Origin of the sequence: Micromonospora sp. NBC_01699 (assembly GCF_036250065.1) — a bacterium.
GTDB lineage: Bacteria > Actinomycetota > Actinomycetes > Mycobacteriales > Micromonosporaceae > Micromonospora_G.
The window spans coordinates 243,961-266,748 of the sequence record NZ_CP109199.1 but is presented as its reverse complement, the minus strand read 5'-3'; the positions used below and the strand labels follow the sequence as shown (position 1 = coordinate 266,748).

At 69.9% G+C, this 22,788-nt stretch carries 19 protein-coding genes; 4 read left to right on the top strand and 15 right to left on the bottom strand.

Going from position 1 to position 22,788, the window contains the following annotated elements:
- The first annotated feature begins 126 nt into the window (after window positions 1–126).
- Window positions 127–2,259: a PhoX family protein gene (locus tag OG792_RS01225; RefSeq protein ID WP_329106518.1), complete on the top strand. Its 2,133-nt coding sequence runs from the start codon at window positions 127–129 to the stop codon at window positions 2,257–2,259.
- Between the two features lie 187 nt (window positions 2,260–2,446).
- Here the strand turns inward: OG792_RS01225 and OG792_RS01220 are convergent, their stop codons facing one another.
- Window positions 2,447–3,229: an IclR family transcriptional regulator gene (locus OG792_RS01220; RefSeq protein ID WP_329106516.1), complete on the bottom strand. Its 783-nt coding sequence runs from the start codon at window positions 3,227–3,229 to the stop codon at window positions 2,447–2,449.
- Window positions 3,230–3,475: 246 nt separating this feature from the next.
- Between OG792_RS01220 and OG792_RS01215 the strand changes: the two genes are divergently transcribed.
- The 3 genes from OG792_RS01215 (at window position 3,476) to OG792_RS01205 (ending at window position 5,854) form a co-directional block, all read left to right on the top strand.
- A complete protein-coding gene (locus OG792_RS01215; RefSeq protein WP_329106514.1) occupies window positions 3,476–4,009 on the top strand; it encodes a SigE family RNA polymerase sigma factor in 534 nt (177 codons plus the stop codon).
- Window positions 4,006–4,785: a hypothetical protein gene (locus OG792_RS01210; RefSeq protein ID WP_329106512.1), complete on the top strand. Its 780-nt coding sequence runs from the start codon at window positions 4,006–4,008 to the stop codon at window positions 4,783–4,785. The genes OG792_RS01215 and OG792_RS01210 overlap by 4 nt, the downstream gene beginning before the upstream one ends.
- Window positions 4,786–5,002: 217 nt before the next feature.
- On the top strand, window positions 5,003–5,854 hold the full coding sequence (locus OG792_RS01205; protein ID WP_329106511.1) for a DUF3152 domain-containing protein: 852 nt from the start codon (window positions 5,003–5,005) through the stop codon (window positions 5,852–5,854).
- 172 nt (window positions 5,855–6,026) lie between these two features.
- Here the strand turns inward: OG792_RS01205 and OG792_RS01200 are convergent, their stop codons facing one another.
- From OG792_RS01200 to OG792_RS01135, 14 genes are all read right to left on the bottom strand, one after another.
- On the bottom strand, window positions 6,027–7,058 hold the full coding sequence (locus OG792_RS01200) for a polyprenyl synthetase family protein (RefSeq protein ID WP_329106510.1): 1,032 nt from the start codon (window positions 7,056–7,058) through the stop codon (window positions 6,027–6,029).
- An 81-nt stretch (window positions 7,059–7,139) separates the two neighbouring features.
- The gene (gene nuoN / locus OG792_RS01195) at window positions 7,140–8,708 is read right to left on the bottom strand and encodes an NADH-quinone oxidoreductase subunit NuoN (RefSeq protein WP_329106509.1); all 1,569 of its coding nucleotides are present in this window, start codon (window positions 8,706–8,708) and stop codon (window positions 7,140–7,142) included.
- Window positions 8,705–10,249: an NADH-quinone oxidoreductase subunit M gene (locus tag OG792_RS01190; RefSeq protein WP_329106507.1), complete on the bottom strand. Its 1,545-nt coding sequence runs from the start codon at window positions 10,247–10,249 to the stop codon at window positions 8,705–8,707. The genes nuoN and OG792_RS01190 overlap by 4 nt, the downstream gene beginning before the upstream one ends.
- Window positions 10,249–12,189, bottom strand: a complete 1,941-nt coding sequence (gene nuoL, locus OG792_RS01185; RefSeq protein ID WP_329106505.1) for an NADH-quinone oxidoreductase subunit L — start codon at window positions 12,187–12,189, stop codon at window positions 10,249–10,251. Before nuoL ends, OG792_RS01190 begins: the two co-directional genes overlap by 1 nt.
- A gap of 12 nt (window positions 12,190–12,201) precedes the next feature.
- A complete protein-coding gene (gene nuoK / locus OG792_RS01180; protein ID WP_326561439.1) occupies window positions 12,202–12,501 on the bottom strand; it encodes an NADH-quinone oxidoreductase subunit NuoK in 300 nt (99 codons plus the stop codon).
- Window positions 12,498–13,268: an NADH-quinone oxidoreductase subunit J gene (locus OG792_RS01175; protein ID WP_329106502.1), complete on the bottom strand. Its 771-nt coding sequence runs from the start codon at window positions 13,266–13,268 to the stop codon at window positions 12,498–12,500. Before OG792_RS01175 ends, nuoK begins: the two co-directional genes overlap by 4 nt.
- Window positions 13,268–13,855: an NADH-quinone oxidoreductase subunit NuoI gene (gene nuoI / locus OG792_RS01170; RefSeq protein WP_329106500.1), complete on the bottom strand. Its 588-nt coding sequence runs from the start codon at window positions 13,853–13,855 to the stop codon at window positions 13,268–13,270. The genes OG792_RS01175 and nuoI overlap by 1 nt, the downstream gene beginning before the upstream one ends.
- Before the next feature lies 1 nt (window position 13,856).
- Complete coding sequence (gene nuoH, locus OG792_RS01165) at window positions 13,857–15,215, bottom strand: NADH-quinone oxidoreductase subunit NuoH (protein WP_329106498.1); 1,359 nt, start codon at window positions 15,213–15,215, stop codon at window positions 13,857–13,859.
- On the bottom strand, window positions 15,205–17,700 hold the full coding sequence (locus OG792_RS01160) for an NADH-quinone oxidoreductase subunit G (protein ID WP_329106496.1): 2,496 nt from the start codon (window positions 17,698–17,700) through the stop codon (window positions 15,205–15,207). Before OG792_RS01160 ends, nuoH begins: the two co-directional genes overlap by 11 nt.
- A 55-nt stretch (window positions 17,701–17,755) precedes the next feature.
- Window positions 17,756–19,072, bottom strand: a complete 1,317-nt coding sequence (gene nuoF, locus OG792_RS01155) for an NADH-quinone oxidoreductase subunit NuoF (protein WP_329106494.1) — start codon at window positions 19,070–19,072, stop codon at window positions 17,756–17,758.
- Entirely contained in the window at window positions 19,069–20,058 is a 990-nt protein-coding gene (gene nuoE, locus OG792_RS01150; RefSeq protein ID WP_329106492.1) for an NADH-quinone oxidoreductase subunit NuoE, read from the bottom strand. Before nuoE ends, nuoF begins: the two co-directional genes overlap by 4 nt.
- The gene (locus OG792_RS01145; RefSeq protein WP_329106490.1) at window positions 20,058–21,383 is read right to left on the bottom strand and encodes an NADH-quinone oxidoreductase subunit D; all 1,326 of its coding nucleotides are present in this window, start codon (window positions 21,381–21,383) and stop codon (window positions 20,058–20,060) included. Before OG792_RS01145 ends, nuoE begins: the two co-directional genes overlap by 1 nt.
- Entirely contained in the window at window positions 21,383–22,117 is a 735-nt protein-coding gene (locus tag OG792_RS01140; RefSeq protein ID WP_329106488.1) for an NADH-quinone oxidoreductase subunit C, read from the bottom strand. The genes OG792_RS01145 and OG792_RS01140 overlap by 1 nt, the downstream gene beginning before the upstream one ends.
- Window positions 22,114–22,788 (bottom strand): NuoB/complex I 20 kDa subunit family protein, encoded by a 675-nt coding sequence (locus OG792_RS01135; protein WP_326561448.1) that lies wholly within the window; start codon window positions 22,786–22,788, stop codon window positions 22,114–22,116. The genes OG792_RS01140 and OG792_RS01135 overlap by 4 nt, the downstream gene beginning before the upstream one ends.

The following is a 22,788-nucleotide window of genomic DNA, read 5'->3' as shown; positions in this document are numbered from 1 at the left end:
GCGCACTCCTAGCGTGCGGCTCATCCACCCGCGCGCTGCCCCCGAGCGCGGGTACGGACCAGCACTTTTACCGCAGAAGCACCACTCACCGACAGCATCCTGATCCAGCCAAGGAGGCCATCCCATATGAGCGACCGTCCCCGGCTGCTCCCCCTGCTCGGCCAGAGCGGCCCGCACGGTAGCCGCAGTTCCATGACCTGCCTCTACCGGTGCGGCAACGCCTGCGACCACCCGGCACCCAACGAGTCGGACAACGAGTACTTCGGTGACGTGGTCAAGGCCGAGGTCACCCGGCGCGGTGTGGTCCGGGCCGGCGCCGTCGGCGCCCTCGTGCTCGGCTTCGGCGGCGCGGCCGCCGGCGCCCTGGCCGGCGCCGCCCCCGCGCTCGCCGCCCCCGGCGACGGCGCGGCCCTGCCGGACGTGGAGTCGTTCACCGCTCGCAAGCCCCCGGCCGGCAACGGCGCGCTGACCTTCAAGGCGATCCCGCCGAACCGGCTCGACACCCTGGTGGTGCCGAACGGCTACGACCACTCGGTGGTCATCCGCTGGGGCGACCCGGTGGTGCCGGACGCCCCCGCGCTGGACGTCCACCACCAGACCGCGGCCCGCCAGTCGAAGCAGTTCGGTTACAACAACGACTTCGTCGCCGTGCTGCCGCTGAACAACAAGGGCGACCGGGCGCTGCTCGTGGTGAACCACGAGTACACCAACGAGGAGCTGATGTTCCCCGGCTTCACCTCGCTGGACGCGCTCACCGTCGAGCAGGTTCGGGCCACCATCGCCGCCCACGGCCTGTCCGTCGTCGAGGTGGAGCGGGTCGGCAACACCGGCGAGTGGAAGCTCGTCCGCACCGGCAAGCGGCAGTACAACCGCCGGATCACCGCCCTGAACACCCGGTTCGACTTCACCGGCCCGGCCGCCGGCTCGGCCTGGCTGAAGACCGCGGCGGACCCGCGCGGGATGGTCGCCATCGGTACGCTCAACAACTGCGCCGGCGGCGTCACCCCGTGGGGCACCGTGCTGTCCGGCGAGGAGAACTTCAACCAGTACTTCGTCGGCGGCGACGGCGCGCCGGAGGCCGCCAAGGCGAAACTGGCACGCTACGGCATCCCCACCACCAGCCGCTACCCGTCGGGCAGCCGCAAGTGGGAGCGCGCCGACGAGCGGTTCGACCTGGCCAAGCACCCCAACGAGGCGAACCGGTTCGGCTGGGTCGTCGAGGTCGACCCGCTCGACCCGGAGGCGAAGCCGCGCAAGCACACCGCGCTCGGCCGGCTCAAGCACGAGGGCGCGAACGTCATCATCGCCAAGTCCGGCCACGTGGTCGCGTACATGGGTGACGACGAGCGGTTCGACTACATGTACAAGTTCGTCTCCGACAAGAAGTACATCAAGGGCAACTCCTGGACCGCCCGGCAGCACAACCTCACCCTGCTGGAGTCCGGCACCCTGTACGTCGCCAAGCTCGACTACACCAGCGCCGACGAGATCGACGGTTCGGGCAAGCTCCCCAGCGACGGCGCGTTCAACGGCCGGGGCCGCTGGATCAAGCTCGTCCGGGGCAACACCTCGTACGTGCCCGGCATGACCGCGGCGGACGTACTGACCTTCACCCGGCTCGCCGGTGACGCGGTCGGCGCGACCAAGATGGACCGGCCGGAGGACGTCGAGCCGTCGCTGCTCACCGGCAAGATCTACGTCGCGTTGACCAACAACACCAGCCGGGGTGTCGGTACGAGCCCGGCCGTCGACGAGGCCAACCCGCGCAACGCCAACAAGCACGGGCAGATCCTGGAGATCGTCGAGGACCGGGGCGACCACGTCGGCGAGAACTTCGCCTGGTCGCTGCCGATCGTCTGCGGCGACCCGACCGACCCGTCGACCTTCTTCTCCGGGTACGACAAGACCAAGGTCTCGCCGATCTCCTGCCCGGACAACGTGGCCTTCGACGGCGCCGGCAACCTGTGGATCTCCACCGACGGAAACGCGCTGGGCAGCAACGACGGCCTCTTCGCCACCCCGGTCGAGGGGCCGGAGAAGGGTCACCTGAAGCAGTTCCTGACCGTACCGATCGGCGCCGAGACCTGCGGCCCGTTCATCAGCACCGACAACCGCTCGGTCTTCGTCGCCGTACAGCACCCCGGCGAGATCAGCGGCGCGTCGATCGAGAACCCGGCGTCGAACTGGCCGGACGGCGACTTCGCCAAGCCCGGCGTGGTCGTCGCCTGGCGCCTCAACGGCGGCCCGGTAGGTAGCTGACCCATCCAAGCCAGACCCGCCCGGACCGGCTCACCGCCGGCTCCGGGCGGGTCTGCGTCAGGCACCGGCGTACGCCCCGTGGCAGCGGGACCATCGGGGTGGTCGTGTTCGGTGAACAGGACGGGTCCCCGGCCCACGGGGCGTACCCGGGCAGGACCCGTACGACCGGCGGCCCGGACGGCCGCGATCAGCTCTCGGTGGCGAGCCCGTCGGCGACCGCACGGGCCACCGTCAGCAGCTTGGCGCGGACCACCCGGGCCGAGGTCATCATCTCCGCCGCCGGCAGCGAGCAGGCCAGCACCACCCGGCGTTCCATGTCCTTGTCCGGGCTGACCAGTACGGCGGCGCAGGCCACCCCCTGGCGGTACTGCCCCAGCTCCAGGTGCATCCCGCGCCGGTCACCGGCGGTCAGGTCGGCCTCGAAGGTGTCGGTGGCGGTCAGCGTCGCCGTGGTGAACGGCCGCATGCCGTATTCCCGGAGGTAGCGGAAGCGCTGTTCGGGCGTGAGCGTGGCGAGCAGGGCCTTGCCGAGGGCGGTCGCGTGCGCGCCCTCGTCGAAGCCGGGCATCAGATCCTCCAGGTACGGCGACCGTGGCCCCTCGGCAACCGCGGTGATCGCCACCTGCCCGCCGACGAACCGGCCGAGGAAATGGCTGTAACCGCTGTCGACGGCGGCCCGGCGGAGTGCCTCGCCGACCACCGGCGGCCCCCGGAACGCCGTCACCAGCTCCCGGTAGCGGTCGGCCACCTCCAACCCGACGATGTACGTGCCGTCCTCGCGCCGGATCACGTAACCCTCGTACGCGAGGGTGCGCACCAGGTGGTAGGTGGTGGCGACGGTCAGCTCACATCGCCGCGCTATCTGCTTCACGGTCAGGCCCTTCGGGGCGCGTCCGACCGCTTCGAGGACACGTAGCGCACGCGACACGCTACGGATCAGGTCCGAAGGTTCCGCCAGAGGGTCGCGCACAACCACCTCCGCCGCTGGGGCTTACACCATATGAAAAATCGGCCGACTGCGAAATGCCCGTTCGGATCGAGGATGCCAGATCTACGGCGACAGTGCGTGCAGCGACAGACACGGTAAGTCCTCCACCCGGCTTCCGGGCACCTCGCCTTCGACCAGGGCACCCCGTGTCCCGGATCACGTCAACCCGCCGCCGCCCCGCCCGCGTTCTATACCGGTACGGCAGGAGGGAGCCAGGAGGGAGCAGGGATGAGGATGGCCAAGGACCCGGCCGCCGCGCGGGACCAGGGCTTCCGGGACTTCTACCTCGCGCGCGGCACCCGGCTGCGCGCCACCGCGTACCTGCTCTGCGGCGACTGGCACCTGGCCGAGGACCTCGTCCAGGCCGCCTTCACCAAGCTCTACCTCGCCTGGCCCCGGATCTACCGCTACGAACACCTCGACCAGTACGCCCACCGCACCCTGCTGAACACCTTCTTCAGCGAACGACGCCGCTCCTGGCGGCGGGAGGACCCGGTACGCGAACTCCCCACCACCACGCCCAGCACCACCGGCGGTGACACCGAGGACCGGCTCGTCCTGATCAAGGCGCTGGCCGCCCTGCCGGACCGGCAACGCGCCACCCTCGTCCTGCGCTTCTTCGAGGACATGTCGGTCGAACAGACCGCCGACCTGCTCGGGATCTCCACCGGAGCGGTCAAGACCCACACATCCCGGGCACTGGCGACACTACGCACCCGGCTGGGCTCACTCGCCCTGGTGCCGGCGGAGGAGAACGGATGACCGAGACCTCGATCCGGGAACTCATGTCACGGGCCGTCGAGGCCGGGGCACCACCGGGCGTCCAGTTGCCGGTCAACGACGTACTCGCCCGCAACGGGCGGGTGCTCCGCCGCCGCCGGACCAACCGGGCGGTCGCCGCGGTGGTGGTGCTGGCCGGGGTCGCCGGACTCACCGCCCTGCTACCGGGACGGTCACCGTCGGCCCTGCCACCGGCACCGGCGGCCACCAGACCCGCACTCGACACACCGACGCCGACGATCGACTACGAGCACCGGGCCAACACCGCGATGGGCCTGCTCACCGCAGCCGTACCCGCCGGGTACCGGGTGTCGAAGGGCGGACCGACCCCCGCACCCGGCGGCGGCAGCTACGCCGTACACGAGGTGCACTGGCGCATCCCCGGCCAGCCAACCAAGGATCTGTACGGGGCGCTGCTCGAAGTCCAACTCGACGGCCGCGCCGCCGTACTGACCGCCCGGGTGACCGAACACGACCGCCCCGAACCGCCGCCGACAGCTGACCTCTGCGCGGTCCGGATCGACCCGAACGAGCAGAGCTGCCGGACGGTGCTCGCCTCGAACGGCACCCCCGTACGCATCGCCAGCTGGAATCCGGTGACCGGCCCCGTCGACGAGGCCACCCGGATGGCGAACGGCGTACTCGTCACGGTCCAGCAGGCCGGTCGACCCCGCCCCGGCAGCTACGGGCTCGGCCGCGCCGTCCTGGACGACCGGCAACTCGCCGACCTCACCGCCAACCCGAGGCTGCTCCCCTGACCCACACCTTCCGACACCCGCCCCACCACCCGGGGAGCCCCGCCACCCGAGGCACACCACCCCGACCGGCCTGACCGGTCGCCGCCCGGCACCCCCGAACCGACCCGGACACGCCAACCGGGCCGGCCGGTCCCCTACGCCCATCGCAGCCACTCGTGACGCCCACCGCAGCCGGGTTCACCCGTACCTGTCACCCGTACCCTTCGAGGAGCAGCAGATGCCCGCCCGCCGTACCGGACCCGAACAGCGACCCGTCAGCCGCCGCCTGCTGCTACCCGCGGTGGGAGCCGTGGTGATCGGGCTGGTCGTCGCCCTGCTCGGCCTGGCCGGCGAGGCCGGTGGCAAACCCGAACCCAGCACCACCCGTACGACGAACAGCCCCGTCCCCGACGAACCGGGCACGGCCGGCCAGCCCCCAGCATCCGCACCGGCCCCGCCCCAGAGTCCACCCGTACCGGAAACCGCCATCACAGCCCCGGTGACGTACCCGGAAGCCGGCCCCCGTACCTGGCAGACCGTCGGCGGCCGCAGCCCCGTCCTCGGCCGCGCCGGGCAGCTACTGCGCTTCCGGGTCGCCGTCGAGAACGGCATCACCGGAATCACCCCCGACGCGTTCGCCGACGCCGTCGTCAGCACGCTCGGCGACCCCCGCAGCTGGACCGGCACCGGCCAGCGGCGACTCCAACGGGTCGGACCGACCGAGGCCGCCGCCTTCACCGTCTACCTCGCCACCCCGGCAACCCGCGACCGCCTCTGCGACGACGGCTACGACCGCTACACCTCCTGCCGCAACGGCAACCAGGTAGTCGTCAACGTCGCCCGCTGGGCCCACGGCGTCCCCGACTACGGCGCACCCCTGGCCACCTACCAGCAGTACGTCATCAACCACGAGGTCGGCCACCGCCTGGGCCAGGGCCACCAACTCTGCCCCGCCCCCGGCAAACCCGCCCCGGTAATGCAACAACAAACCCTCTCCCTACACCGCTGCACCCCAAACCCCTACCCGCTCCTGAACGGAAAGTTCTACGCCACCCACTCCGGCCACTACAACGACCCCATCCCCCACTAACCGCCTCGCCGTCCCTCCCCAAGGGTTGGACGCGCGTGCGGCCCCCGCCCGTGGTGTCGACCGAGCGCATCGGGGCGGGTGTGTTCGTTCGAGGACGATGCGGTGAAGCCGTCACCGCCCGGAGGACGGAGTCACCGCACTGGGCGGAGCGAGCCAACCGAGCGAAGCGAGGTCAGCTAGTACGGTCGGCGATGAAGTCGCAGAGGGATTCGAGGGCGAGGCGGGCGGAACTGTTGGGCAGGGGGGCGAGTTGTTCGCGGGCGTCCTCGGCGTAGCTGCGTACGGTTTCCCGGGCGCGCTTGAGGGCGGGTGACTCGCGGAGCAGCCCGAGGGCCTCGGCGTGCAGGGTGTCGTCGGTGACCGGGCCGGCGGAGAGGATCTCCCGGAGGCGTACGGACGCGGCATCGTCGTCGTCGGAGGCGAGCGCGTAGAGCACCGGCAGGGTCGGTACGCCCTCGCGGAGATCGGTGCCGGGGGTCTTGCCGGACTGTACGGATTCCGAGGCGATGTCGAGCAGGTCATCGGAGAGCTGGAACGCGATTCCGATGGTTTCGCCGTAGCCGGCGAGGGCCTCGGTGTGGGCCGGGGTGGCGCCGCCGAACATGCCGCCGAACCGGGCCGAGGTGGCGATCAGCGAGCCGGTCTTCTCAGCGATGACGTTCAGGTAGTGGCCGACCGGGTCGTCGCCGGCGCGTACGCCGACGGTTTCCGCGATCTGGCCGTGCACCAGCCGGGCGAAGGTACGCGCTTGGAGGCGTACGGCCTGCGGGCCGAGGTCGGCGGCGATGTCGGCGGCCCGAGCGAAGAGGTAGTCGCCGACCAGGATCGCCACCGAGTTGGTCCAGCGCGAGTTGGCGCTCGGTGCGCCACGGCGCACGGCGGCCTCGTCCATGACGTCGTCGTGGTAGAGCGTCGCCAGGTGGGTTAGCTCCATCACCACGGCGGCCGGGACCACCAGCGGAGAGGTCGGGTCGCCGAACTGGGCGCCGAGGGCGACCAGCAGCGGGCGGAACCGCTTGCCGCCGGCCTCCACGAGGTGCCGGGCGACCTCGGTCACGAGCGGGTCCGCGCTCGCCACACTCGTCCGCAGCTCGGTCTCGACCGAGGCCAGGACCGCTAGGGCCGACGCTTCCACTTCCGCGTCGACGAATTTGAGCCCAATCCCCGTCAGGCCGTCAGCCGGTCTCCCCACGCTCTCAACCATGCCACACCGGCCCGACCACCCCTGGCCGGGGGCGGTCGGTGACCTTCGTGCGCTGGTACGGGGCCCGGACGGTTGTGCCGGTCACTTCACGAATTCTGCGGCGCCGTTGGCGAGGTCCAGCAGCGGTGCCGGCACCACCCCGAGGGCGAGTGTGGCCACCACGCCGATCGTGAGCGCGGCGGAGGTCAGGCCGCCGGGGATCGAGACCGTCGGGGTCGACTCGCTCGGCTCGGAGAGCCACATCATGACCACGACCCGCAGGTACGGGAAGGCGAGGATCATGCTGGTCAGCACACCGGCGATCACGAGCCAGGTCTGTCCGCCGTCGAGAGCCGCCCCGAAGACCGCGAACTTGCTGGTGAAGCCGCTGGTGAGGGGGATGCCGGCGAAGGCGAGCAGGAGGAACGTGAACAGCCCGGCGAACAGCGGGGACCGCTTCCCGAGCCCGGCCCAGCGGGACAGGTGGGTGGCCTCCCCGTCGGCGTCGCGGACCAGGCTGACGACACCGAACGCGGCGAGCACGGTGAAGCCGTACGCGACGAGGTAGAACATCGTGCTGGACAGTCCGTCGCGGGTGAGCGCGAGTACGCCGACGAGCAGGTAACCGGCGTTCGCCACCGACGAGTACGCGAGCAGCCGCTTGATGTCGGTCTGGGTGACCGCGAGCACCGCTCCGACGAGCATGGTCAGGATCGCGATGGTGCCGAGGATCGGGGTGAAGTCCCAGGCCGCCCCGGCGAACGCCACGTAGAGGACCCGGAGCAGCCCACCGAAGGCGGCGATCTTGGTGCAGGCGGCCATGAAGGCGGTGATCGGCGTCGGGGCGCCCTGGTAGACGTCGGGGGTCCAGACGTGGAACGGTGCCGCGGCGGCCTTGAAGAGCAGGCCGATGCTGATCATCGCGATGCCGGCGACGAGCAGCGTACGGCTGGCGTTCGAGTCGGCGACGGCGGCGCTGATGGTGGCGAAGTCGACACCGCCCGGCTCGTCACCCGGCTGGCCGTTGGTCACACCGGCGGTGAAGCCGTAGGTGAGCGCGATGCCGAAGAGGAAGAACGCGGAGGCGTACGCACCGAGCATGAAGTACTTGAGCGCGGCCTCCTGGCTGAGCAGCCGGCGGCGACGGGCCAGCGCGCAGAGCAGGTAGAGCGGCAGCGAGAAGACCTCAAGCGCGATGAACATGGTCAGCAGGTCGTTGGCGGCGACGAAGAGCAGCATGCCGCCGACCGCGAACATGGTGAGCGGGAAGACCTCGGTGGAGCCGCCCTCCTCGGCCGCCTGCCGGCGGTCCTCCTCGGAGCCGACGGTGACCGCGGCGTGGGCCACGAACGGGCCGCCGGTCTCCAGCGTGCGCTCGCCGATCAGCAGCAGCGCCATGCCGGCGAGCACGATGATTGCGCCTTGCAGGAACAGGGTCGGACCGTCGATCGCGACCGCCTCACCGGCGGTGACCGTCTGGGTGGTCCGTTCGAGCACGACCACGATCAGCGCGGCGACCAGGGCGGCCAGACCGAGGACGAGCTGCACCAGGTGCCGGAGGCGCCGCGGGACGAACGCCTCGACCAGGATCCCGACGCAGGCCGCACCGACCAGGATCAGGATCGGCGCGAGCGCCGCGTAGTCGATGGAGGGCAACTGGAGCGTGTTCATTTCGCGGCCTCCGGAAGGTGCCCGACCGTCGGAGCGGGGTCGGTCTTGCCGACGTTCTCCATCGTGGCCTGCACGGCGGGGTTGATGACGTCGGTGACCGGCTTCGGGTAGAAGCCGAGCAGCAGCAGGAGCGCGATCAGTGGTGCGACCACGACCTTCTCCCGCAGGGTGATGTCACGCCGCATGCCCTCCACCCCGGCCAGCGCCGGGTTGAGGGTGCCCTGGGTGGTGCGCTGCACCATCCAGAGGACGTACGCGGCGGCCAGGATGATGCCCAGGGTGGCGATGATCGCGACCGGCTTGTTCACCGTGTAGGTGCCGATCAGCACCAGGAACTCGGAGATGAACGGGGCCGTTCCGGGCAGGGCCAGCGAGGCCAGACCGGCGAAGAAGAACACCCCGGCCAGCACCGGGACCATCTTGCCGGCGCCGCCGAAGTCGCTGATCAGCGCCGAGTTGCGGCGGGCGACGAACATGCCGACCACCAGGAAGAGCAGGCCGGTGGCGAGGCCGTGGTTGAGCATGTAGAGCACCGCGCCGGTGCCGGCCTGGCTGGTGAAGGCGAAGATGCCGACGCCGATGAAGCCGAAGTGCGCGATCGAGGTGTACGACACCAGGCGCTTGAGGTCGTTCTGGCCGACCGCCAGCAGCGCCGCGTAGATGATGCCGATCACCGCGATGGCGATCGCGTACGGGGCGAACCAGCGGGACGCCTCGGGGAACAGCGGCAGGCAGTACCGGAGGATGCCGAACGTGCCGACCTTGTCCATCACGCCGACCAGCAGCGCGGCGGAGCCGGCCGGGGCGGCGCCACCGGCGTCCGGCAGCCAGGTGTGGAACGGGAAGAACGGTGCCTTGATCGCGAAGGCGATGAAGAAGCCGAGGAAGAGCCAGCGCTCGACACCGGTGGAGATGTCCATCGTCGGCAGCGTCTGGATCAGGGTGGCCCAGTCGAAGGTCTTCCCGCCGACGACCCAGAGGCCGATCACGGCGGCGAGCATGAACAGGCCGCCGACCAGCGAGTAGAGGAAGAACTTCACCGCGGCGTACTGGCGCTGGTGCCCGCCGTAGCTTCCGATCAGGAAGTACATCGGGACGAGCATGACCTCGAAGAAGACGTAGAACAGGAACACGTCGGCGGCGGCGAAGACGCCGATCATCGTGCATTCGAGGAGCAGCAGCAGCGCGAAGTAGACCGGCACCGAGCGCTTCGACTTGTCCGCGTCGTGCCAGCTCGCGAGGATCACCAGCGGCACCAGGAGCGTGATCAGCATCAGCATGACCAGCGCGATGCCGTCGGCGGCAAAGGTGAAGTTGACGCCCCAGCGCGGGATCCACGAGTAGGACTCGCGGAACTGGAGGCGGTCACCGCCGGCCTGGAACGCCACCCACATGAAGATCGAGAGCACCAGTACGGCGATCGACCAGCCGAGCGCGACCCGCTTGGCCAGCTCCGGCTGGCTACGTGGCAGGAACGCCACGATGAGCGCACCGACCAGCGGCGCCACCGTCAGTACGGAGAGGAAGGGAAAGTCCCCCATTAGGCCAGCCATCCCATCTGCAGGGCCAGGAACGCCGCCACCACCAGCAGGGCGCCGGTGAGCATCGACATCGCGTACGACCGGACGAACCCGGTCTGCAACCGGCGCAGCCGGCCGGAGCCGCCGCCGACCGCCGCGGCCAGGCCGTTGACGAGCCCGTCGATGCCGCGGTTGTCGAGGTAGACCAGGGCCCGGGTGAGGAAGATGCCGGGCTTTTCGAAGACGGCCTCGTTGAACGCGTCGGTGTAGAGGTTGCGCCGCGCGGCCCGTACCACCGGTCCGACCGGTTGCTGCGTCAGCGCGGTGCCGTTGCGGAACAGCAGCCAGGCGAGGCCGGCGCCGAGCACGGTGAGGATCAGCGACAGCGCGGTGATCACCCCGTGCGAGAGCACACCGTGTACGCCCTCCTCGGCCTCGGGCAGCACCGCCGGGGCGAGCCAGTCCGGCACCGAGGTGGCGAGCAGCGCACCGGCACCGAGCGAGCCGACCCCGAGCAGGATCAGCGGGATCGTCATCAGCGCCGGCGACTCGTGCGGGTGCTCGATGTCGTCGGTCCAGCGCTTCGGGCCGTGGAAGGTGAGCACGAACAGCCGGGTCATGTAGAACGCGGTCAGCCCGGCGCCGAGCAGTGCGGCGCCGCCGTACAGCCAGGCGGTCCAGCCGTGCCGCTCGAACGCGGCGGCGATGATCGGCTCCTTGGAGAAGTAGCCCGAGAACGGGAACATGCCGATGATCGCCAACCAGCCGGCTCCGAAGGTGAGCCAGGTGATCTTCATGTACTTGGCCAGGCCACCGAAGCGGCGGATGTCGACCTGGTCCTTCATGCCGTGCATGACCGAACCGGCGCCGAGGAACATGTTGGCCTTGAAGAAGCCGTGCGCCAGCAGGTGGATGATGGCCAGCGCGTACGCGCCGCCGCCGAGGCCGACGCCGAGGAACATGTAGCCGATCTGGCTCACCGTCGACCAGGCGAGGATCCGCTTGATGTCGTCCTTGGCGGCGCCGATGATGCAGCCCATCAGCAGGGTGAGCGCACCGACGCTGACCACCACGGTCTGCAAGGTGTGGTCGGCGGAGAAGATCGGGTTGGACCGGGCGATCAGGTAGACGCCGGCGGTCACCATGGTCGCGGCGTGGATCAGCGCGGAGACCGGGGTCGGGCCCTCCATCGCGTCCGGCAACCAGGCCTGGAGCGGGAACTGACCGGACTTGCCGGCCGCGCCGAGCAGAAGCAGCAGCCCCATCACCAGTACGGTGCTCCCGGCCAGGCTGCCGGCGTCGATGCCGCCGATCACCCCGTTGAAGACCTCGTTGTACTGGGTGGTGCCGAAGCTGGCGAACATGATGAAGATCGCGATCGCCAGACCGGCGTCGCCGACCCGGTTCATCAGGAACGCCTTCTTACCGGCGGTGGCCGCGGACGGCCGCCCGTACCAGAAGGAGATCAGCAGGTACGACGCCAGACCGACGCCCTCCCAGCCGAAGTAGAGCATCACGTAGTTGTTGCCGAGCACGAGCATGAGCATCGCGGCGACGAACAGGTTGAAGTACGCGAAGAACCGGCGCCGCCCCGGGTCGTGCTCCATGTAGCCGACCGCGTACACGTGGATCAGGAAACCCACGCCGGTGATCAGCAGCACGAAGACCCCGGACAGCGGGTCGAAGAGCAGGCCGAAGTCGACCTTGAAATTGCCGACCGAGATGAACTCCCAGAGGCTGCTCTCGACGGACTTGTTGTCCAGGCCGCGCAGCTGGAAGAAATAGGTCAGGCCAAGTACGAAGGCGGCACCGACACTCGCCACGCCCAGCCAGTGACCCCACCGGTCGGCCCGCCGGCCGAGCAGCAGGAGGATCGCCGCGCTGGCCAGCGGGATGGCCACCAGCAGCCACACGCTGCTCAGTAGCCCCGTGGCCTGGGCGTACTCCACAGTCTCTTCCACTCCAGGGCCCCTTTAGTACTTCAGCAGGTTGGCGTCGTCGACGCTCGCGGAGCGTCGAGTCCGGAAGATCGACATGATGATCGCGAGCCCGACCACAACCTCGGCCGCGGCGACCACCATCACGAAGAACGCCATGATCTGGCCGTTGAGATCGCCGTTGATCCGGCTGAACGTGACCAGCGCCAGGTTGGCGGCGTTGAGCATCAGCTCGACACACATGAACAACACGATCGCGTTGCGGCGGATCAGCACCCCGACCGCGCCGATGGTGAACAGCACCGTGGCGAGGACCAGGTAGTAGTCAGGACTCATTTCTCGGTCCCCTTCAGCGCGGTCTCCGACTCGGTCATCTCCCGGGTCGGAAGAATCTCGGGCACGCTGCGCTCGCTGAGCGTCCCGTCCGGCAGGCGGCCGGGGGTGGCGACCGAGCTTGAGGTGGCGAAGACACCGGGGCCGGGCTTCGGGCCGGGGTAGTTACCCGGGGCGAAGCGCGCCTTCATGGTCGCCACCTGGTCCATCCGCTCGCCCTTGCGGCGCTCGACGTGAGCCAGCACCATCGCCCCGACCGCCGCGGTGATCAGCAGCGCCGAGGTGATCTCGAAGGCGAAGACGTACTTGGTGAACAGCAGCGCGGCGATGCCCTGGACGTTGCCGTCGGCGTTCGCCTCGTCCAGCCCGACCACCGGAGCGCCGTGTACGGCCCGGTAGACCCCGGTCGCCACCAGCGCGGCGAAGCCGAGGCCGAGGGCGATCGCGGCGATCCGTTGGCCGCGCAGCGTCTCGATCAGCGAGTCCGACGCGTCCCGGCCGACCAGCATCAGCACGAACAGGAACAGCATCATGATCGCGCCGGTGTAGACGATGATCTGCACCATGCCGATGAACGGCCCGGCCTGGAGCACGTAGAACACGCCCAGGCAGAGCATGGTCAGCACCAGCCAGAGCGCCGAGTGCACGGCGTTGCGGGCCGCGACCATGCCGATCCCGCCGATCAGGGCGAGCGGGGCGAGGATCCAGAAGGTCACCGCCTCGCCGGTGGAGACGTCACCGGCCGCGGCGAGCACCGTCTGCGTCGTCATCACTTGTCTCCAGTCGCGCCGGAGCCGTCCACCGTGCCGGTTTCGGACCAGGGCGCCCGTTCGGCGCCGGCCGACGTACCCGGGTTGGTCAGCGCACCGACGTAGTAGTCCTTCTCGGTGTCCCCGAGCCGCATCGGGTGCGGCGGCTGCTCCATACCGGCCAGCAGCGGCGCGAGCAGCTGTTCCTTGGTGAAGATCAGGTCCTGCCGGTTGTCCCGCGCCAACTCGTACTCGTTGCTCATGGTCAACGAGCGGGTCGGGCAGGCCTCGATGCAGAGCCCGCAGAAGATGCACCGGGCGTAGTTGATCTGGTAGGTGCTGGCGTACCGCTCACCGGGCGAGAAGCGCTGCTCGTCGGTGTTGTCGCCACCCTCCACGTAGATCGCGTCCGCCGGGCAGGCCCAGGCGCACAGCTCGCAGCCGATGCACTTCTCCAGCCCGTCCGGGTGCCGGTTGAGGATGTGCCGCCCGTGGTAGCGGGGAGCGGAGACCGGCGGCTTGAACGGATAGTCGGTGGTGACCACCTTCTTGAACATGTGCGAGAAGGTGACCCCGAAACCCTTGAACGTGCCCGAGATCGCGCCCACGTCACACCTCCTTCTCGTCCGCGCCGGCAACGACGTTGGCCGGCTCCCGCTCGGCGACCGCGCGCTTGAGCCGCGGGCTCGGCGGGACCTGCAGGTCCATTGGCGGCAGCGGGAAGCTGCCGGTGGGCCGGTTACGCACCTGCTGTTGCAGGGTCTCGGTCGGTTCCGGCTTGCGGGTCGGCCAGAAGAGCACGATCAGCAGCAGGACCAGCAGCACGACGCCGAAGATGATCCAGCGGTCGGTCGCGCCCCGGCCGTCGACCGAGCGGATGCCGGCCAGCGCCAGGATCCAGACCAGGTTGATCGGCAGCAGCACCTTCCAGCCGAACCGCATGAACTGGTCGTACCGCAGCCGGGGCAGCGTGCCGCGCAGCCAGACGAAGACGAAGACCAGCAGGACGACCTTGGCCATGAACCAGAGCAGCGGCCACCAGCCGGAGTTGGCACCGGACCAGAAGGTGATCGGCCACGGTGCCCGCCAGCCGCCCAGGAAGAGCGTGACGGTCACCGCCGACATGCTCACCATCGCGACGTACTCGGAGAGCATGAAGAGCGCGAACTTCAGCGAGCTGTACTCGGTCATGAAGCCGGCGACCAGCTCCGACTCGGCCTCGGGCAGGTCGAACGGCGCCCGGTTGGTCTCGCCGACCACGGCAATGAAGAAGATGATGAAGCTTGGCAGTAGCAGGATCGCGTACCAGCTCGGCGCGGTCGGGTGCCAGCCGAAGATGTCCCAGCTCGCCGCCGAGCTGCCGGCCTGGGCGGCGACGATCCCGCTGGTCGACATGGTGCCGGCGGACATGAAGACGGCGACGATGGAGAGCCCCATCGCCACCTCGTACGAGATCATCTGGGCGCTGGACCGCAGACCGCCGAGCAGCGGGTAGGTCGAGCCGGAGGCCCAGCCACCGAGCACGATGCCGTAGACGCCCATCGCGGAGCAGGCCAGGATCACCAGGACGGCCACCGGCACGTCGGTGACCTGCAAGGGCGTCCGTTCACCGAAGATGCTCACCATCGGTCCGAACGGAACGACCGACAGCACGGTCACCGCGCTGATCACCGAGATGGTCGGCGCGAAGAAGAAGACCACCTTGTCCGAAGCCTTCGGCAGGATGTCCTCTTTGAAGGCCATCTTGAGACCGTCGGCGAGGGTCTGGAGCAGGCCGAACGGGCCCACCTGGTTCGGACCGGGGCGGACCTGCATCCGGCCGACCACGCGACGCTCGAACCAGACCCCGAGCAGGGTGGCGAGCACCGCGAAGACGAAGGCGAGGACGACCTTGAGCAGCACCAGCCACCAGGTGTCCTTGCCGAAGTCGGCAAGGGTCGGATCCTGGGCCAGATAACTAAGCCTCACTGAGCACCTCTTCCACCGTGCGTGTGGACAGCCGTACGACCGCACCGGAGGTGGCGCCGAGGCTGCGCCGGACCGTCGAGCCCGGCGAGTTGGTCGGCAGCCAGACCACCCCGTCGGGCATGTCGGTGATCTCCAGCGGCAGGGTGAGCGCGCCCCGGTCGGTGCCGACCGTGACGGCGTCACCGTCGGCCGCGCCGAGCGCCTCGGCGGCGGCCTTGCCGAGCCGGACCACCGGCGGGCGGGCGGTGCCGCCGAGCTGCGCGTCGCCCTCGGTCAGGGTGCCCAGGTCGATCAGGTGGTGCCAGGTGGCGAGTACCGCCTCGTCCGCGCCGATCGTCGCCGGGGCGGCCGGCTCGACCGCCGGGCTGGCCGGGCGCTGCGCCCGGGTCACCGGCAGTCCGCCCAGCTCGCGGCGGATGCTGTTGACATCGCCGGCACCGAGGGTGGCTCCGAGCTGCGCGGCGAGCGCGTCGAGCACCCGGGCGTCGGTCATGGCGGTGGTGTCGAGCACGGCCTCGAAGGTGCGCAGCCGGCCCTCCCAGTCGAGGAAGCTGCCGGCCTTCTCGACCACCGGGGCGACCGGGAAGACCACGTCGGCGCGCCGGGTGACCGGTCCGCCCTTGATCTCCAGGCTGACCAGGAACTGCACCTTCTCCAGGGCTTCCTCGGCCAGTCGCGGGTCGGCCAGGTCGGCCGGGTCGACCCCGGCCACCACCAGCGCACCGATCTTGTCGGCGGCGACGGCGGCGATGATCTGGTCGGTGTCCCGACCGGTCTGGCTCGGGATGACGCCGGCGGCCACGTCCCAGGCGCCGGCCAGTTCGGCCCGCGCGCCGGGGTCGGTCACCGGGCGTCCGCCGGGCAGCAGGTTGGGCAGGCAGCCCGCGTCGACCGCACCCCGGTCGCCCGCTCGCCGCGGCACCCACGCCAGCTTGGCACCGGTACGCTCCGCGACCGCGACCGCGGCGGACAGCCCGCCCGGTACGGTGGCGAGCCGCTCGCCGACGAACAGGATCGCACCGGGCTGGCTCAGCGCCTCGGCGACCGTGTCGTGCTCGGCCAGCACCTGCGCCTCCTCACCCGGTACCACCCGGGCGAGCTTGGCGCCGAGCTTCTCCAGCCCACGGGTGGCGAACGGGGCCAGCGCGTAGACCTTGAGGCCCTTCTTCTGGTACGCCTTGCGCAGTCGCAGGAAGAGGATCGGGCACTCCTCCTCCGGCTCCAGCCCGGCCAGCACCACCGTGGACGCCTGCTCGATGTCGGCGTACGTCACGTCGGTCACGCCGGCCACGTTGCTCGCCAGGAACTGGGTCTCCTCGGCGGAAACCGGGCGGGACCGGAAGTCGATGTCGTTGGTGTTCAGGGCCACCCGGGCGAACTTCGCGTACGCGTACGCGTCCTCGACGGTGAGCCGGCCGCCGGTCAGCACCCCGATGCCGTACGCGCCGTCGCGGGCCAGCCGCAGCCCCTCGGCGGCGAAGGCGAACGCCTCGCTCCAGGACGCCTCGCGCAGTTCACCGGTCTTCGCGTCCCGGATCAGCGGGTTGGTGAGCCGTTCGGTGGCGGTGCTGTAGCGGAAGCCCCAGCGGCCCTTGTCGCAGTTCCACTCCTCGTTCACCGCGGCGTCGTCGCCGGCCAGCCGGCGCTGGACCTTGCCTCGGCGGTGGTCGGTGCGCTGGGCGCAGCCGGCCGAGCAGTGCTCGCACACGCTCGGGGTGGAGACCAGGTCGAACGGGCGGGCCCGGAACCGGTACTGGGCTCCGGTCAGCGCGCCGACCGGGCAGATCTGCACGGTGTTGCCGGAGAAGTACGAGTTGAACGGGACGTCACCGGCGCCACCGGAGTCCCGGCCACTGCCGTCTCCGTCGCCACCGAAGACCTCGTCCCGGTAGACGTTGATCTGCTCACCGGATGAGCGGTCCATCAGGTCGATGAACTTGTCGCCGGCGATCTCCTCGGAGAACCGGGTGCAGCGCTGGCAGAGCACGCAGCGCTCGCGGTCCAGCAGCACCTGGGAGGAGATGTTGATCGGCTTTTCGTACTCCCGCTTGGTCTCGTGGAAGCGGGTTTCGGGGCGGCCGGTCGACATCGCCTGGTTTTGCAGCGGGCACTCGCCGCCCTTGTCGCACATCGGGCAGTCCAGCGGGTGGTTGACCAGGAGCAGCTCCATGATCCCCTCCTGCGCCTTCTTGGCGACCGGGGAGGTGAGCTGGGTCTTGACCACCATGCCCTGGGCGACCGTCTGGGTGCACGAGGCGACCGGCTTGCGCTGGCCCTCCACGTCGACCAGACACTGCCGGCACGCCCCGGCGGGCGCGAGCAGCGGGTGGTCACAGAACCGGGGGATCTCGATGCCGAGCGTCTCGGCGGCCCGGATGAGCAGCGTGCCCTTGGGCGCGGTCACCTCGATGCCGTCGATGGTCAGGGTCACGGTCTCGACCGGCGCGACGGCACCGGCCGGATTGACAGCCTTCAGGTCAGTCATCAGAGCCGCCCTTCACTCGCGACTGCGGGACTCGCAAGCTCGTTCCTCGCGCTCATCAGTGCGCCCCTACCAACTGCTTGTCCGACAGCTTCGGCGCGGTGCGCCCCTCGATGTAGTCGAGGTAGTCCTGCTTGAAGTACTGCAAGGACGAGGTCACCGGGCTGGTCGCGCCGTCGCCCAGGCCGCAGAACGAGCGGCCGAGGATGTTGTCACAGGTGTCCAGCAGGGTGTCCAGATCCTCCTGGGTGCCCTGGCCGGAGAGGATCCGGCGGTAGACCCGGACCATCCAGTAGTTGCCCTCCCGACACGGGGTGCACTTGCCGCACGACTCGTGGTGGTAGAACTCCAGCCACCGGTAGGTCGCGTAGACCGGGCAGTCCTGGTCGGAGAAGATCTGGGTGGCGGTGGTGCCGAGGATCGAACCGGCCGCCGCCACTCCCTCGAAGTCCAGCGGTACGTCGATGTGCTCGGCCGCGAGCAGCGGCGTCGACGACCCGCCCGGCGTCCAGAACCTGAGCTGGTGACCCGGCAGCATGCCGCCGGCCAGCTCGATCAGCTCGCGCAGGGTGATGCCGAGACCGGCCTCGTACTGGCCGGGGTTGACCACCCGGCCGGAGAGCGAGTAGATCATCGGGCCGGACGACTTCTCCGTACCCATGCTCTTCCACCAGTCGGCCCCGCCGAGCACGATGTACGGCACGCTGGCGATGGTGCCGACGTTGTTGACCACGGTCGGTGCGGCGTAGAGGCCGTGCGTGGCCGGGAACGGCGGGCGCAGCCGAGGCTGGCCACGGAACCCCTCCAGCGAGTCGAGCAGTGCCGTCTCCTCGCCACAGATGTACGCCCCGGCGCCGCTGTGCACCACCAGCTCCAGGTCGAACCCGGTGCCGAGGATGTTGGTGCCGAGGTAGCCGGCGGCCTTCGCCTCGGCGACCGCGTTGCGCAGCCGCCGGGCGGCGTGCACCGCCTCGCCCCGGATGTAGATGTAGGCGCGGCTGGCCCGGATCGCGTACGACGCGATGATCACGCCCTCGACCAGCGAGTGCGGATCGTGGGTCATCAGCGGCAGGTCCTTGCAGGTGCCGGGCTCGCCCTCGTCGGCGTTGACCACGAGGTAGTGCGGCTTGCCGTCACCCTGCGGGATGAAGCCCCACTTGAGCCCGGTCGGGAAGCCGGCGCCGCCGCGCCCCCGCAGACCGGAGTCCTTGATGAGCTGAATCAGGTCGTCCGGGTGGGCGGCGAGCGCCTTGCGCAGCGCGGCGTAACCGTCGAGCTTCTGGTAGACGTCGAGTTTCCAGGCGTCCGGCGAGAGCCAGCGCTTGGTCAGCACCGGAGTCAGCTTCGCCAGCGTCTCCGGCCGAGGCGTACTCATGATTGAGCCTCCTTCAACGAACGCTGCTGCTGCTCGGCGTCGTCACCGGCCGGCTTGCCATCGCTGGCCGGCTTGTTGGCGGCGGCGCCGGCCTCGGCGGCGGCCTGGGCGTCCGCCGGAACCGGCGGTTCGCCGTCGACCGGGGTGGCGACCCCCGGCGCGTCCGGTGCCGGCGTCTTCGCGTCCGGCGCGCGGGTCTCCGCGGTACGCAACTGCGGCGACTTCTGGTCCGGTGCCGGCAGGTCCGGCGCGGTGGTGCCGGTGGCGGCGGCCGGCCGGGTGGTGGCCGGGGCCGGGGCGGCGTCCTGCTTGCGCTTGATCGGGGTGTTCGGGTCGAAGCCCGGCACCGAGATGCCGTGCTGCTGGGCCAGCTTCAGCCCGCGCAGCGTCGGCTCGCCGGCCGGGCCGTCGGCCACCGCTCCCTCGCGCTCGTCGGCGAAGCCGGCGAGTTGAAGCGACATCTCCTTGAGCGTGCAGAGCCTGGCCCCACGGGTCGGCATCGGCCGGTTGCCGGCGCGCAACTCGTTGACCACGCCGACCGCGCCGTCCGGGTCGACCTGGTCGAAGAAGTCGTAGTTGACCGTCATCACCGGGCCGTAGTCGCACGCGGCCAGGCACTCGGCGTGCTCCAGCGTGATCGTGCCGTCGGCGGTGGTCTCGTCGTGCCCGACGCCGAGGTGCTCGGAGACGGCGTCGTAGACCTTCTGCCCGCCGAGCACGTTGCACATCGTGTTGGTGCAGACGCTGACCAGGTAGTCGCCGGTCGGCCGGCGCTTGTACATGGTGTAGAAGGTCGCCACCGCGCCGACCTGCGCCTTGTTCAGGCCGAGAACCTCGGCACAGAACGACACGCCGGCCGGGGAGACATAGCCCTCCTCCGACTGGACCAGGTGCAGCAGCGGCAGCAGCGCCGAGCGGGACCGGTCGGCCGGGTAGCGGGCAACGATCTCCCGCGCCCGCCCGTACGTCTCTTCACTGAAGGCCACTAGCGATCACACCCACCCATCACCGGATCCAGAGAGGCACCGCCCGCGATCACGTCCGCGATCAGCCCGCCCTCGGCCATCGCCGGGAGGGCTTGGAGGTTGACGAAGCTCGGCTCGCGGTAGTGCACCCGGTAGGGCCGGGTCCCGCCGTCCGAGACCGCGTGGACGCCCAGCTCGCCGCGGGGCGCCTCGATCGCGACGTACACCTGGCCCGGCGGCACCCGGAAGCCCTCGGTGACGAGCTTGAAGTGGTGGATCAGCGACTCCATCGACTGACCCATGATCTTCGCTACGTGTTCGAGGGAGTTACCCATGCCGTCGACGCCGATGGCGAGCTGCGCCGGCCAGGCGATCTTCTTGTCGGCCACCATGATCGGGCCCGGCCGGAGCCGGTCCAGCGCCTGCTCGATCAGCTTGAGCGACTCGCGGATCTCGCCGAGCCGGACCTGGTAGCGACCCCACACGTCGGCGTCGGTCGAGGTCGGCACGTCGAACTCGTACGTCTCGTAGCCGCAGTACGGCATCGTCTTGCGCAGGTCCCAGGGCAGTCCGGCCGAGCGGAGCACCGGGCCGGTGACGCCGAGCGCGAGACAACCGGTCACGTCGAGCACGGCCACGTTCTTGGTCCGCTCGATCCAGATCGGCTGCCCGGAGAGCAGGTCCTCGTACTCCTTGAGCCGCTTCGGCATCATGTCGAGGAACTCGCGGATCTTGACGATCGCCGCGTCCGGTACGTCCTGGGCGACACCGCCGGGGCGGACGTACGCCATGTTCATCCGCAGGCCGGTGACCATCTCGAAGATGTCGAGGATGTACTCACGCTCGCGGAATCCGTACAGCATGATGGAGATGGCGCCGAGTTCCATGCCGGTGGTGGCCAGCCACACCAGGTGCGACGCGACCCGGTTCAGCTCCATCATCAGCACCCGGATGGTGGTCGCCCGCTCGGTGATGTCGTCGGTGATGCCGAGCAACTTCTCCACGGCCAGGCTGTACGCCGTCTCGTTGAAGATCGGAGCGAGGTAGTCCATCCGGGTCACGAACGTCGAACCCTGCACCCAGTTGCGGTACTCAAGGCTCTTCTCGATGCCGGTGTGCAGGTAGCCGACGACGGCACGGGCCTCGCGGACCGTCTCGCCCTCAAGCTCCAGCACCAGCCGCAGCACGCCGTGCGTCGACGGGTGCTGCGGGCCCATGTTGACCACGATCCGCTCGTCGGCGATCGGGTCGTGGCCGGCCACCACGGTGTCCCAGTCGCCACCGGTGACGGTGAAGACCCGGCCCTCGGTGGTCTCGCGCTCAGCCGCGTATCCGGGAGTGGTCATTACTGGTAACTCCTCCGCTTGTCGGGCGGTGGGATCTCGGCGCCCTTGTACTCGACCGGCACGCCACCGAGCGGGTAGTCCTTGCGCTGGGGATGTCCCTCCCAGTCGTCCGGCATCAGGATCCGGGTCAGGCCGGGGTGGCCGTCGAACACGATGCCGAACATGTCGTACGCCTCGCGCTCCTGCCAGTCCGCGGTCGGGTAGACCGCCGTGACGCTGGGCAGGTGCGGCTCCTCGACGCTCACGGCGGCTTCCAGTCGGATCCGCCGCCGGTAGGTCATCGAGGTCAGCTCGTAGATCACGTGCAGTCGGCGGTCGTCGGTGCCGAGGTAGTCGACGCCGGAGACCGAGGAGCAGAGCTCGAACCGGAGTGCCCGGTCGTCGCGCAGCACCTGGCAGACCTCGAAGATCCGCTCCGGTCGTACGTGCAGGGTCAGCTCGCCCCGGTCGACCACGATCTTCTCGATCGCGTCGGCGAACGCGGGGTACGCCTCTTCGAGCGCGTCCCGGACCTCGTCGAAGTAGCCGCCGTACGGGCGCGGGCTGTCGACCAGGCCGACGTGCCGGCGGACCAGGCCGCCGAAGCCGGAGGTGTCACCGGAGCCGTGGATGCCGAACATGCCCTGCCCGGCCGGGCTGGCCGGCGGGTGTTCGGCGGGGGCGCCGCTGGTCGCGCCGAGCGGCGGGGCGGCCACCGGTACGCCGTTACCGGGCTTGTCACTGGGCGTGGTCACGGCTTGACACCCCCGGTGATGTGGTTCTGTGCGTTCATCCAGTTCTCGATCCGGAGCTGTTCCTCGCGGCCCTCGCGAACCGCCTGAGTCCACTCGGCCCGCCGGGCCTTGTCGGACCGGTACGACGACGGCATCGAGCCGTACGGCACCACCGGCACGTCACCGCGCGCCTGCCGGGCCTCCAGCATCTTGCGGCCGTTCGGGCCGAGCGGCTCGTGCATGATCTTCTCGCGGAGCTTGAGGATCGCGTCGATCAGCATCTCCGGCCGGGGCGGGCAGCCGGGCAGGTACATGTCGACCGGGACGATGTGGTCGACGCCCTGCACGATGGCGTAGTTGTTGAACATGCCGCCGCTGCTGGCGCAGACACCCATCGACAGCACCCAGCGGGGCTCCGCCATCTGGTCGTAGATCTGGCGCAGCACCGGGGCCATCTTCTGGCTGACCCGGCCGGCCACGATCATCAGGTCGGCCTGGCGCGGCGAGGCCCGGAAGACCTCCATGCCCCAGCGGCCCATGTCGTAGTGCGGGCCGCCGGCCGCCATCATCTCGATGGCGCAGCAGGCGAGGCCGAAGGTGGCGCCCCAGACCGACGACTTGCGGGACCAGTTGACCAGCTTCTCCACCGAGGTGAGCAGGACACCGGCGGGGAGCTTCTCTTCGATACCCAT